Raw genomic sequence first — 12,271 nt, forward strand, 5'->3', positions numbered from 1 at the left:
TTCCGCCGTTGCCAGCGTGGCCTGACTCGGCACTTGTCTTGCCCGCCGTCATGATGCGTTCCGTCCCGCTATCTTCCAAACAAGGCCTGATTGCCCAGACCGGCTTCGCGCTCGCGGCCAGCCGGCAGCCGCGCTACGCGTTTCAATGGCACGAACACGATTGCGCCATGTTGCTGTGGCCGCGCGCCGGCGCCCTGGATAGCGCCTGGCGCGACGAGGAGGGCGCGCGCCGGCGTTGCCGGCTGGTGCGCGGACAGGCCTTGCTGCTGCCATCCCACGTCCAGCACAGCACGCGCGCAGAAAGCGTGACGCAGCAGCATGGCGAGCTCTATCTGGCGCCCGAATTGCTGCGAAGCTGCGGGGCGGACGGTGTGCTGCAACTGGATGGCGCGGCGCAAGCCATGCTTGATGCGCTATGGATGCCGGCGATGTCGGCGTCAGCGCTGCCGATGCTGGTTCAGGCGCTTATTGCGCAGCTTGACGCCGGCTCCCGTCTGCAGGCCCGCACGCGCGCACCGCAGCCGCCGCTGCCGCTCGCCCGGCAATGGCTGGCGCTGCTGCGCGATCGCCTGGACGCGGGGCTGCCGCTGCCTGCGATTGCGGAGTCCGCCAGCATGCTCGGCGCGACCACGCGCAGCTTGCAGCGCGCCTGCATCGAGACCTATGGGCGCTCTCCCATCACGCTGCGCCGCTTCGTGCTGGCGCAGACGGCGCGCCGGCGGCTTGCGCTTGGCGAATCCCTCGCAAGCGTCAGCGCCGACCTGGGATTTTCCAGCAGCGGGCATCTGGGACGGCTGCTGCGCGCCGTGCAAGCCGGCGATGACGACTGGGACGGGAAAGCGGAGCAGGGCTAGCGCCGCCGTCCCGCAAGGACCGGGGTTCAGCCCTCCCGGCCAAACCCGCCCGCTGCCCAATCCGAGGCCCGCTGCACGTTCAGCTTGTACGTCGGCGGCACGCGGATCTGGGCGAGCTGCTCGCCCAGTTCGTCGTAGGCGCTGAGCGTGGCGTAGGGTTCGTCCTCGTCGGGCACGATGTCCAGCTTGACGGTTAGCCGGCCCTCGGCGGCGTCGATCTTCACGCTCTTGTGCAGCGTGGCGTGCAATTGCTGTTCGTGGCGGCGCAGGACTTCGTTGGCCGTCTTGACCAGGGTGTGGAAGGCCGGGGCGTCGAGCGGCTTGGGGTTCTTCTTGTCGCGGCCCATGGTCCAGGGCCCGACCAACGCGGGCTCGGCCTGGCCGTCCAGCGTCATTTCGACGGCCCAGCCGTCGTCGTCTTCGTTCTTGATGATGCGCGCGGTCCAGCCGTCGTCGCGCCAAAGCGTGGCTTGCTGTTCTTTGGGCGCGTCGGAAAGGTCGGTGTCCGGCGTGGAGGTGTCATTCACTGCGGTACGGCTCCTGCAAGGGGTGATGCGCAGCTTGTAGGGGGCTGCGGGCCGGGTTGGCGACCCTGCAATGTAGCCTAACGCGGCAGGCGGACCGGGACATCGGGAACAGCCTCTGGCCAAAGTGCGCCAGCGCTAGATCGCGCAGGAGGCGGCCCAGGCCCGGAACTGCGTCAGTTCGGGCGATGGCCGCCGGTAGTCTTCGGGGGGCAGGACAAAATAATAGCTTTGCGCGCCCAGATCCACGGTCAGGTCGAACGGCGCCACCAGCCGGCCTTCGTCCAGTTCCTTCTGCACCAGGGGCTTTTGCGCGATGGCCACGCCATAGCCCTCCAGCGCGGCCTCGTAGGCCAACGCGGACGATTCATAGCGCAGGCCGCGCGTGACGTCGATCCCGGTCAGGCCGGCAGCCTGCAGCCATATTTCCCAATAGTCGGGGCGGGCCAGCGTATGCAGCAGGATCTCTCCCTTCAGATCGGCGGGCGTGCGCAGCCGCGCGCATTTGCCGGGCACGCAGACCGGCAGCAGTTCATTGACCATCAGCTTGTAGCTCACCAGGCCGCGCCAGCGGCCATCGCCCATGCAGATGCCGGCGTCGACTTCCTCGCGTTCGAAGTCCGGCGCGTCCACGGCCGTGTGCAGCTTGACGTCGATATCGGGATACTGCCGGTGAAACCCCGACAGCCGGGGCAGCAGCCAGCGCATGGCGACGCTGTGCGGCGCCTTGATGACGAATTGGCGGCGTCGAGAGCGCTCGCCCAGTTCCGACGTGGCGCGCTGCAGCCCGCCAAAGCAGCGCGCGATGTCGGCGTGATACGCCGCACCCATGGAGGTGAGCACGATGCGGCGGTGCTGGCGCAGGAACAGCTTGAGCCCCAGGTGTTCCTCCAGCAGACGAATCTGGCGGCTGATGGCGGCGGGCGTCACGCTGAGTTCCTCGGCCGCGCTGGTGATGCTGCCCAGGCGGCCGGCGACCTCGAAACAGCGCAGCGCGTTGAGCGGAGGCAGGGCGGTCATCGCGGCGGTTCAGTTAACAAAAAGTTAAGTGTGCCATAGATAAAGTCGTTTGAACCCCGGCGCGCGAACGCCCAAGATGGCACGGCCGCCTGACTTTGCGGCCAAGAACAGTCATAAGGGGAAATCCATGTTCAGAACGTTGGTTCGACGGATCGGAATTGCCGCCTTCTGCGGCGCCGCGGTGTTGGCCGGAACCGCTTCGGCGGCCGACTATCCGCAGCGTCCCGTCAGCATCGTGGTGCCGACCACGCCGGGCGGCACCGCCGATATTCTTGCCCGGTTGATCGGTCCCCGGCTCGCGCAGCGCTGGGGGCAGGCCGTCGTGGTGGAGAACAAGCCGGGGGCGGGCACGCTCATCGGCGCCGACTACGTGGCCCGGGCCAAGCCCGACGGCTACACGCTGATGCTGACCTTCAATGAGCTGGCCACGCTGCCTGCCCTGAACCCCAATGCCAGGATCGATGTCGAGAACGGCCTCGCGCGCATCGGCAAGATCGGCAGCCTGCCCGTTCTGGTCCTGACCCGTCCGGGCATCGACGATGCCGATCTTTCCGCGCTGATCAAGCGCTTTCGCGCCGAGCCGGGCAAGTACACCTACGCGTCGAACGGCTCGGGATCGTCGCTGCAGCTGTTTACCGAAATCTTCAAGCGCGAGGCCCAGGTGGACGTGATGCACGTGCCGTACCGGGGCGCGCTCGAGGCCTCGATGGCGGCCATCGGCGGCGAGGTCGACCTGCTGGTGCAGTTCGCGTCGGGCAACGTCATCAACCATGTGAAGGGCGGAAAGCTCAAGGCGTATGCCCTGGCGTCGCCGCAGCGCCTGGAGGCCTTGCCCGACGTGCCGACCGCCGCCGAGGCCGGCCTGCCCGGACTGCGCCTGGAAGCCTGGTATGGCCTGTTCGCGCCCGCCGGCCTGCCGGACGATATCAAGCAGAAGATCAACCGCGACCTGAATGAGGTCCTGGCCGAGCCCGCGATCCTGGAGCGCCTGAAGGGCATCAATCTGCAGGTGCAGCCGGGCACGCCCGCTGAATTCGATACGTTCTTCCGCGCCGAATATGCCCGCTGGAGCGCGCTGATTCGCACCCTCGGCATCAAAAGCAGTGAATAAGACCACCGGAGCCATGCCTTGACCTACGATCCCAGCACCCACGCTGCCCTGACTTTTCATGACGCCCGCGCCGCGTTTGCCGACCGCCGCGACACGCCCCGCGACTATCTGGAACGCTGCCTGGAAGTGATTGCCGCGCGGGAGGGCCAGCTCAAGGGCTGGGTCGTCCTGAACGAGGCGGGCGCCCGCGCCGCCGCCGACGCCAGCGCCCAGCGCTATCGTGACGGCCGGCCGCTGTCCGCCATCGACGGCATGCCCGTCGGCATCAAGGACCTAATCGAAACGCGCGACATGCCCACGCAGATGGGCTGCGCGGCCTTTGACGGCAACTTTCCCAAGAATGACAGCGCCGTGGTCCGTGCGCTGCGCGATGCCGGCGCGATCATCCTGGGCAAGACGGTCACCACGGCGCTGGGGTTTCTGGACCCCGGCCCGACGACCAATCCGTTCGATCCGCGGCGCACGCCGGGCGGATCGTCCAGCGGGTCGGCCGCCGTGGTGGGCGCCAACATGGTGCCCATGGCCATTGGTTCGCAACTGGTGGGGTCGGTATTGCGGCCGGCCAGCTACAACGCCAACTGGGCCTTGAAGCCGACGTTCGGCGCGCTCAATCGCGGCGAGCGGTTGGGGTTGAGTCAGGCGCATATCGGCATCCATGCCAATTCCGTCGAAGACATGTGGACGGCGGCGGCGGAAATTGCCCTGCGGGCGGGCGGCGATCCCGGCCACCCCGGCCTCTATGGCCCGCTGCAGGCGCCGGCCGCACGCAAGCCGGCGCGGCTCGTTGCGCTGGAAACCGAGGGGTGGGCGCGCGCCGAACCGCAGGCCCGCGAGGCGTTCGAGGCCACCCTGGACGCGCTCTCGCGGCAAGGCGTGTCGATCATCCGGCGCGGCGATTCGGCGCTGGTCGATGCGCTGGAGCGCGCCATCTCGCAAGCCGCGCCCTTGTCGTTGCGGCTCATTTCCTGGGAACAGCGCTGGTCGCTGGCCAACCTGGTCGCCAATCATCCCGACACGCTCGGCCCCAGCCTGGTGCGGCAACTGGAAAGCGGGCGCGCCATGACGCTGGCGGACTACCGCGAATGCCTGCTGCTGCGCGAACATGCGCGCCAATGCCTGGCGGCCCTGGCCACGCAATGCGACGCGCTGGTCAGCCTGAATGCATGCGGCGCGGCGCCCATTGCGGCGGACATCCGCGACACCCGGTATCCGACGGGCGATGTCTCGTTTGCCTGCGCGTCGTCATTGCTGGGCGCGCCCGCGATCAATGTGCCGTTGATGGCCGTCGATGGCCTGCCGCTGGGACTGCAGGTGATGGGATTGCCGCATGGCGACGCCGCGATCACCGGCATCGGCACCTGGATTCTCCAGGCGTTGCGGCATCCCGGCTGACCCGCCGCGCTGGGGCGTTCAGGCGTGCCCGGCGGCCGCGCTTTCAACGCGGCCGGCGTCGGGCGCTGTCGCCGCCCGGTGACGCGCCGCATTGTCCAGGTCTGCAATCGGCGCCAGCAGGCCCCGGTCAAAGGCCTCGTGCGGCGCGCCCGCGCGCAGCCGGGCAGGCCAGTCGGCGTGCGTGAGCGCCCCGCGCCCCAGCGACACGAAATCCGCGTCCTGGCGCGCCAGCAGGGCTTCGGCCTGCCGGGGATCGTGCAGGGATCCGTTTGCCAGCACGGGTACCCGGACATGGCGGCGCGCCAATGCCGCAAGGCTCGCGCCGCTGTCGCCAAAGGCGGGTCGCCAGGCCTCGAACTCGGTGGTGTGCACGTAATCGATGGGCGCCGCGCCCAGCGCGCCGAAGATCCGCGCCGCATCGTCCTGGCCGCCTTCCCACTTGTGGGTGAAGTCATTCACCTTGCCCTGCGAGGTGCGCACGCCGACCACGAAGCTTCCCGATGTCGATTGGCGCGCCGCCAGGATCACGTCCACCGTCAGCCGCAGCCGGTTCTCCAGACTGCCGCCGTAGCCGTCCTCGCGCCGATTCGTGTGGCGCGTGAGGAACTGGTCCAGCAGGTATCCGTTGGCGCCGTGTATCTCGACGCCGTCGAACCCCGCTTCCTGCGCGCGGCGGGCCGCCTGCGCAAAGCCTTCGACCACCTCGGCGATGTCGTCCAGGTTCATCGCGTGCGGCATCCGGTACGGACCCTGGCCGCGATAGAAGGTCATCTGCTGCCCGCCCGGTAACACGGCCGATGGGCCTTTTGTCCCGGGACGATGCGGATTGCCTTGCGACAGCGCACCGGCGTGCATGAGCTGGGCAAAGATCCGCCCGCCTTGCGCATGCACGCGGTCCACCACGGGCCGCCACGCATCGCGCTGCGCGTCGTCGGCCAGGCCGGGCTGGAACAGGTACCCCTGTGCATGGGCCTTGTCCGTGTAGATGCCCTCGGTGATGACCAGCCCGAACCCGCCGCGCGCAAACGCTTCGTAGTAGCCCGCCATCTGCGCCGTGGCAAGGCCGTCGGCGGTGGCGCTGACCCGTGTCATGGGAGCGACGGCCAGCCGGTTGGGCAGGTCCACACTGCCCACCCGCAGCGGCGTGAACAGGCCGGCGGGCGCGGGCTGCGCGTCTTGCCGTGGATCGGTAGCGGCGGTCATGTCAGCGGCCCTCCGTGGGGCGGACCGCGGCGATCGCCTCGATCTCGATCATCGCGGCCGGATCGTACAGCGCCTTGATCTCGGCAATCGTGTCGGCCGGGTAGGGCGCCGAAAAGAACTTGCGGCGCAGGGCAACCACGTCGTCGAAATGCCCCATGTCGGTCACGAAGATGGTGACCTTGATGACGTCCTCCAGGCGCGAGCCGCCGGCTTCCAGCGCGCGGCGCAGATTACTGAACGCCTGTTCGCCCTGCGCCAGGAATCCGCCGTCCACGATCTTCCCATCGTCGGCGGCGCCGGCCTGGCCCGAGATGAAAAGCAGATTGCCGAACTGGATGCCCTGCGACAGCAGGAAGGGCGCGTAGTTGTCGGGCTGGGTGATGACCTGTTTGAGCATGATGCGAATTCCTTCATCTATATCCGGGTGGGGGTTGTCGGTTGATGCGCCGCCCGGTGACTGAACTTTAGAATTCCGGCCTGACCGTGACAAAGGTTCGTTTGTCAGCTATAAGACGAGAAAAATTCATCTATGTGAGCGCCGCCCATGCAACGCCGGTCCCTCCCGCTTTCCGCGCTGCGCGCCTTCGAGGCCGCCGCGCGCCTGGGCAGCTTCAAGGCCGCCGCCGAGGAACTTGCCGTCACCCCGACGGCCGTCAGCCATCAGATCCGCGCGCTGGAAGCGGGAACGGGCCTGGCGCTGTTCGATCGCCAGGTGCGCAAGGTGACGCTGACCGACACCGGGGCGCAGCTTTACCCGGTGCTGCGCGACGGCTTCGACAAGTTCGAGTCGACACTGGCGCGCCTGACGCAGCAGCGCACGCGCGCGCAGGTCAGCATTTCCGCGACCAATGCGTTCACCGTGAAGTGGCTGGTGCCGCGCATGGCCGATTTCCGGCGCCGGCATCCGGATATCGATCTGCAGCTGCAGGCCAGCGACGACCTCGTCGACCTGCGCTCGTCCGCCGTCGACATCGCCATCCGCTATGGCCGGGGGCCGTACCCCGGGCTGGCGGTGCAGCCCTTGTTCACCGACCGGTTCGCACCGGTGGCCAATCCCCGTCTGGGCGTCGTCGCGCCCGGCGATCTGGCGCGGGTGCCGCTGATCCGCTTTGACTGGAAGCGCGCGCAACCCGACAACCCGACATGGGAGCGCTGGTTCGCGATCGCCGGGCGTCCGCTGCCGCCGGAAGCCGGGCAGTTGCGGTTCTCGGATGAAGGCCATGCGATACAGGCCGCCGTGGCCGGCCACGGGATCGCGTTGGTCAGCCTGGCGCTGGTGGATGATGAGTTGCGGGCGGGGCACCTGGCGCAGCCGTTCGGGCCCGAGATCGACGGGCACACGTATCACCTGGCGATGTTCGCCGGGCGGGAGGCGTCGGGGGCGGTTCAGGCGGTGGCGGGGTGGCTGAAGGGGCAGGCAAACCCCGTCAGCCCATGATCCGGTTCCGGCCGCCCCGCTTGGCTTGATAGAGCTTGGCGTCAGCCTCTTGATACATCGCTTCCCAGGATTCGAAGCGATCCGTGTGCGCCACGCCCGCGCTGATCGTGACCGGTGCTTCGCCGCCCGGGTCCCGCACGGCTTGCTCCACCGCGGCACGCAGGCGTTCCGCGCAGCGCAGGGCCTCGGGCAGATCGGTGTCCGGCAGGAAGATGCCGAATTCCTCGCCGCCGATGCGTCCGAGCACGTCGTGCTTACGCACCGCTTGCTCAAGAACCTTGGCCACCTGCGTGAGCGCCTTGTCCCCGCTCTGGTGCCCATGCAGATCATTGATGCGCTTGAAATTGTCCACATCGCAGACGATGAGCGCCACCGGGGCGTGTCCGTTCGATTGCAGCGCGCGCACGCGTGTTTCGAAGCCGCGCCGGTTGTAGACGCCCGTCAGCCAATCCTTGTCGCCTTCCTTGCGGACCTCGTCAATGGCGTCGGCTGCAATCGCAATCAGCAGCGTGAGCGCCAGCGCAACGCTGAATACCGCTAGAGAAAGCTGCAACGTTTGCCAGAATGCCGAGTCGGCAAACGCAAGCGCGCCCTGTGGCGCCAGCCTGCCCATGCTCAGCAATGTGCGCGGAACAAAGTGCAGGCCGAAAAGCAGCATCACAAGGAAAAGCGCCTTGTCGATCGGGCGCTGACGCGAAGCGCGCCGCAGGCGCCACGCGGCGTAGCAGAACAGCAATCCGAAGCCTGCATTAAGCACGTAAACGCGCACGAGCAGGTTGCGATCGACGTAGAAGAAGTACCAAAGCGCGGCCATGATCGCCGCGCCATAGAGGCCATACGCGGTCCAGGGCAGGCGAACGCGTGCGCGTTCAAGCACGCCCTGCACGACCAGGCAAGCCGCCGCCGTGTACAGAAAACCCGAAACCAGCGCGTTGAGTCCCGTGTCGCGGGGCACGTACAGAACTTGTGAAACCGCTCCGCACGCAAACGTCGCGCAGCCTGCGGCGAGGTGCAGCAGAAAACGTTTGCGATGGAAGAAGAACCAGATGGCGAGGAAGGTAACGCCGAAGATCAATAGCAGCGCGGGTGCGATCAGCGACAGCGTTACTCGGACTTGCGAACCTGCCATCGGGTCCTCGGGTGACGTGGCGGCGCGGCCAGGAGGCTCAGGTGGCCAGGAAGCGCGTGACCTCGTCCCAATCGTTGGTCGACAGGGCGAGGTCCTCGTAGTCGTCAGCTTCCTCGTCGTAGCGCGACACACAGAAGCGCTGGCTCCGGCCGGATTCGCGGTCGGCATAGTTGGCGTAGTCGACGTACACCTTCAGTCCACGCGCCTCGTTCGTGAATGAAGGCGCTGCGTCGATATAGCTCGACGAGTCTGAATACCCTTCGGGAAGGGGCGGCAGGGTGGTGATGTCGAAGTCGGGAAACTCGCGACGCAGGCGATCAAGGTTCATATGAGAAGCATATTGAGGCTGGAAGCCTGACATTTTACGTTGCTCGCTGTCAGGCGTCCCGACGTCCCCAATTTAATGCTTCGCACCCACCAGCACCGGCTTGTCCCGCCACCAATCCGGAAACGTCTTTGCCAGGTTCTCCACCTTGGGCACGTCATTGATCACGATGTACAGGCTGTTCGGATTGCGCACCAGATAATCCTGGTGATAGTCCTCGGCGGGATAGAACGCCTGCAGCGGTTCAATGGTGGTGGCCAGCGCTTTGGGATACACCCCCGTCTTGTTGAGCTGCGCGATGTACGCCTCGGCCACCTTGCGCTGGCTGTCATTGGCGGGAAAGACGGCGGATCGGTACTGCGTGCCGTGGTCGGGGCCCTGGCGGTTGAGCTGGGTGGGGTCGTGCGCGACCGAAAAGTAGATCTGCAACAGCTGGCCGTAGCTGATCTGCCGGGGGTCGTAGGTGATTTCCACGGCCTCCGCGTGGCCGGTGCGGCCGCTGCCGACGGCGTTGTAGTTGGCCGTGCCGGCCTGCCCGCCGGCATATCCCGATACGGCGTTGCTTACGCCCTTCACGTGCTGGAACACGGCCTGCACGCCCCAGAAGCAGCCGCCTGCGATGACGGCTTTTTCCTGCGTGGCGGTTGCCGCCGCACTGGCTGCCTGGTCCGCGGCAGGCGGCGGGATGATGAAGGCCCGTTCGGCGGCTGGCGTGGCGCTTGAAATGAGGAGGCCGCCAGCGGTGGCGAGCGCGGCGCAGAGCCGGCGCAGGGGGGGATGCTTGGACATGATGTCGGGTCCTTTCAGGAATGCAGATCGCGTATCAGGCTTGCGGGGCGAAGGTCATCGCCACGCCGTTCATGCAGTAGCGCAGGCCGGTGGGGCGCGGGCCGTCGTCGAACACGTGGCCCAGATGGCCGCCGCAGTTGGCGCAGTGGACGGCCGTGCGGACCATGCCGAAGCTGCGGTCGCGCGTTTCGCCGGCGGCGCCGGGCAGGGGCTGCCAGAAGCTGGGCCAGCCCGTGCCGCTGTCGAACTTGGTCGCGGAGGAGAACAAGGGGTGTTCGCAGCCGGCGCAGGCGAAGGTGCCCTTGCGGTGTTCGTCGTTGAGCGGGCTGGAGTAGGGGCGCTCGGTGCCGTCGCGGCGCAGCACCTGATACTGCTCGCGCGTCAGGCGTTCGCGCCATTGCGCGTCCGTCAGCGTGTAGGGAAACGATGCCGTGGCCGGGGCCGCCTGCGCGCTGCCGCCGCGCGCGGCCAGCAATGGGGCGAGGCCCGCGGCGGCGGCTGCCGCGCCGCCCAGCCCCAGGAAGTGTCTGCGTTTGAGGTTCATGGCGAATTCCGTGCGGGTTCGTTCTGGCGGGGACCGGTTCACGCGGTCCCCGCGCGGGTTTACTTCTGCATGCCGTCCTTGCCCATCGCGTCCTTGGACATTGAATTCTTGGACATGGAATCCTTGGACATCGAATTCCTGGACATCGAATCCTTCGACATGGAGTCCTTGGACATGGAGTCCTTGGACATCGAGCCCTTCGACATGCCATCGCGAGACATCGAGTCCTTCTTCATGCCGTCCTGGGACGGCGCCTCCTTGGACATGCCGCTCTTGCTCATGCCTTCCTTGCCCATGGTGTCGGCGGCGTGGGCGGCCGTGGCGCCGAAGGCCAGGCACAGTGAAAGGGCGGCGGTGGTCAGTTTGCTCATGATGCGTTCCTTTGTTCAGGGGAAAAAAGAAGGGAATTCACCTAGCTTCCGCCGAACCAGTTGTAGCCCTGGTCCTCCCAGTAACCGCCCGGGTAGGTGTTGGTGACGAAAATTGCCTGGATGTGCTTGGGGTTCTTGTAGCCAAGCTTGGTAGGCATGCGCAGCTTCATGGGGAAGCCGTACTCGGGGGGCAGCGTCCGGCCGTCGTAGGTCAGGGCCAGGATCGTCTGCGGATGCAGCGCGGTGGGCATGTCGATGCTGGTGTAGTAGTCGTCGGCGCACTTGAAGCCGACATACTTGGCCGACAGGTCGGCGCCGACGCGCTTCAAGAAATCCGCGAACGGCACGCCGCCCCATTTGCCGATGGCGCTCCAGCCTTCGACGCAGATGTGCCGGGTGACCTGATCCACCTGCGCCATCGCGCGCAGCTCGTCCAGCCGCCAGCGGCGCTTGTCGGCCACCAGGCCGGTGACTTCCAGCCGGAACGACGCCTCGTCCACCTGCGGCACCTCGTCGATGCCGTAAAAGGCATTGAAGGGAAACGGCCGGGTGATCATGGATTCCGGATAGGTCGGCGCAAGTTTGGCGGGATCGAAGATCCAGCCTTGCACGCGGTCGTTGAAGCGGGAGACGGCCGACAGCGCCTGTTCGACGCTCTCGTCGTCGGACAGCGAGCACCCCGACAGCATGGCCAGGCCGCCCAATGTCAGGCCGCGGCGCAGGAAGGCGCGGCGGGACGGCTGCTCGACGCGCTTGTCCAGCAGTTTTCCGGCTTCGCGCAGGATGGCCGGGGCGTCCAGGCCCGGCAGAAGGCGTCGTTTATCAGTCATGGCAGGCTTTCCCTATTTGCCGCGGATCATGGTGAGCAGGCTGCGGGGCACCAGCGCCACCATTGCCAGGTGCACGGCGACAAACCCGGCCAAAAGCGCCATTGCAAAAAAGTGAACGCGCCGCGCGGCCTCGTAGCCGCCCATCAGGTCGCGCAACAGGCCGAACTGCACGGACTTCCACAGCACCAGGCCGGACAACACCAGCACCGCGATGTCCACCATCACAAAGAGGTACGCCAGCCGCTGCACCTGGTTGTAGCGGCGCGGGTCGGCGTGCGAAAGACGGCCCCGCAGCGTGGCCAGCAGGTCGCCGACGACGCCGCCCGGGCTGACGGGCAGGAATTTGCGCCACAGACGGCCGCTGGCGGCGTTCAACGCCAGATAGATGAGGCCATTGGCAACCAGCAGCCACATGCCCGCAAAGTGCCACTGCAAGGCCCCGCCCAGCCAGCCGCCCAACGTGATGCCGTTGGGAAAGGTGAAATCGAAAAAGGGCGCGGCGTTGTAGATGCGCCAGCCGCTCATGGCCATGATGACCACGGCGAGGGCGTTCAGCCAATGCGTGACCCGCAACCAGCGGGGGTGTATGGCCGGCTGAGGGGCGCCCGGCGCTTGTTCGATTGCAGGTGGAGCCATCATGGCGGTCTCCGGTGAATGTCGTTGGACGCATTCTTCCCCGGCGCCAATACCGAAGTCCTCACGCAAAGTTAAATTAAATGTGAACTTTGGCCCCCGCCGATT

15 protein-coding genes are annotated in these 12,271 nt (G+C 66.9%); 4 read left to right on the plus strand and 11 right to left on the minus strand.

Features of this window, described 5'->3' with window-relative positions:
• The first annotated feature begins 50 nt into the window (after window positions 1-50).
• Window positions 51-854 carry a helix-turn-helix transcriptional regulator gene (locus V6V88_RS11960; protein ID WP_223575699.1) on the plus strand — a complete coding sequence of 268 codons (804 nt, stop codon included), beginning with the start codon at window positions 51-53 and terminating at the stop codon, window positions 852-854.
• Window positions 855-880: 26 nt separating this feature from the next.
• Here V6V88_RS11960 and V6V88_RS11965 read toward each other — a convergent pair whose 3' ends face one another.
• Window positions 881-1,381: a hypothetical protein gene (locus tag V6V88_RS11965; RefSeq protein ID WP_056316987.1), complete on the minus strand. Its 501-nt coding sequence runs from the start codon at window positions 1,379-1,381 to the stop codon at window positions 881-883.
• Window positions 1,382-1,516: 135 nt separating this feature from the next.
• On the minus strand, window positions 1,517-2,398 hold the full coding sequence (gene gcvA, locus V6V88_RS11970; RefSeq protein ID WP_056316990.1) for a transcriptional regulator GcvA: 882 nt from the start codon (window positions 2,396-2,398) through the stop codon (window positions 1,517-1,519).
• Window positions 2,399-2,525: 127 nt separating this feature from the next.
• Between gcvA and V6V88_RS11975 the strand changes: the two genes are divergently transcribed.
• Together V6V88_RS11975 and V6V88_RS11980 are read left to right on the plus strand one after the other, a co-directional pair.
• The gene (locus V6V88_RS11975) at window positions 2,526-3,509 is read left to right on the plus strand and encodes a tripartite tricarboxylate transporter substrate binding protein (protein ID WP_062841397.1); all 984 of its coding nucleotides are present in this window, start codon (window positions 2,526-2,528) and stop codon (window positions 3,507-3,509) included.
• A gap of 18 nt (window positions 3,510-3,527) precedes the next feature.
• Window positions 3,528-4,901, plus strand: coding sequence for an amidase (locus tag V6V88_RS11980; RefSeq protein ID WP_338619311.1), 1,374 nt, complete (start codon window positions 3,528-3,530; stop codon window positions 4,899-4,901).
• Window positions 4,902-4,919: 18 nt separating this feature from the next.
• Here V6V88_RS11980 and V6V88_RS11985 read toward each other — a convergent pair whose 3' ends face one another.
• Window positions 4,920-6,104 carry an NADH:flavin oxidoreductase gene (locus V6V88_RS11985; RefSeq protein WP_338619313.1) on the minus strand — a complete coding sequence of 395 codons (1,185 nt, stop codon included), beginning with the start codon at window positions 6,102-6,104 and terminating at the stop codon, window positions 4,920-4,922.
• A 1-nt stretch (window position 6,105) separates the two neighbouring features.
• A complete protein-coding gene (locus V6V88_RS11990) occupies window positions 6,106-6,501 on the minus strand; it encodes a RidA family protein (RefSeq protein WP_056317001.1) in 396 nt (131 codons plus the stop codon).
• Window positions 6,502-6,648: 147 nt separating this feature from the next.
• Here V6V88_RS11990 and V6V88_RS11995 point away from each other — a divergent pair, with 147 nt between their 5' ends.
• Entirely contained in the window at window positions 6,649-7,542 is an 894-nt protein-coding gene (locus V6V88_RS11995) for a LysR substrate-binding domain-containing protein (RefSeq protein ID WP_338619315.1), read from the plus strand.
• On the opposite strand, the gene V6V88_RS12000 is transcribed toward V6V88_RS11995, so the two are convergent.
• From V6V88_RS12000 to V6V88_RS12030, 7 genes are all read right to left on the minus strand, one after another.
• A complete protein-coding gene (locus tag V6V88_RS12000) occupies window positions 7,532-8,671 on the minus strand; it encodes a GGDEF domain-containing protein (protein WP_338619316.1) in 1,140 nt (379 codons plus the stop codon). The two genes, V6V88_RS11995 and V6V88_RS12000, sit on opposite strands and share 11 nt — an antisense overlap.
• A 37-nt stretch (window positions 8,672-8,708) precedes the next feature.
• A complete protein-coding gene (locus V6V88_RS12005) occupies window positions 8,709-8,999 on the minus strand; it encodes a hypothetical protein (RefSeq protein ID WP_056317005.1) in 291 nt (96 codons plus the stop codon).
• Between the two features lie 72 nt (window positions 9,000-9,071).
• Window positions 9,072-9,785, minus strand: a complete 714-nt coding sequence (gene msrA / locus V6V88_RS12010; protein WP_223575694.1) for a peptide-methionine (S)-S-oxide reductase MsrA — start codon at window positions 9,783-9,785, stop codon at window positions 9,072-9,074.
• Between the two features lie 34 nt (window positions 9,786-9,819).
• A complete protein-coding gene (msrB, locus tag V6V88_RS12015; protein ID WP_223575693.1) occupies window positions 9,820-10,329 on the minus strand; it encodes a peptide-methionine (R)-S-oxide reductase MsrB in 510 nt (169 codons plus the stop codon).
• Window positions 10,330-10,388: 59 nt separating this feature from the next.
• Window positions 10,389-10,700, minus strand: a complete 312-nt coding sequence (locus V6V88_RS12020) for a pentapeptide MXKDX repeat protein (RefSeq protein ID WP_223575692.1) — start codon at window positions 10,698-10,700, stop codon at window positions 10,389-10,391.
• A 41-nt stretch (window positions 10,701-10,741) separates the two neighbouring features.
• Window positions 10,742-11,530: a molybdopterin-dependent oxidoreductase gene (locus V6V88_RS12025; protein WP_056317018.1), complete on the minus strand. Its 789-nt coding sequence runs from the start codon at window positions 11,528-11,530 to the stop codon at window positions 10,742-10,744.
• A 12-nt stretch (window positions 11,531-11,542) separates the two neighbouring features.
• On the minus strand, window positions 11,543-12,169 hold the full coding sequence (locus V6V88_RS12030; RefSeq protein WP_223575691.1) for a cytochrome b/b6 domain-containing protein: 627 nt from the start codon (window positions 12,167-12,169) through the stop codon (window positions 11,543-11,545).
• Window positions 12,170-12,271 lie beyond the last annotated feature (102 nt).

Source organism: Achromobacter sp. E1 (genome assembly GCF_037039475.1).
GTDB lineage: Bacteria > Pseudomonadota > Gammaproteobacteria > Burkholderiales > Burkholderiaceae_B > Achromobacter > Achromobacter mucicolens.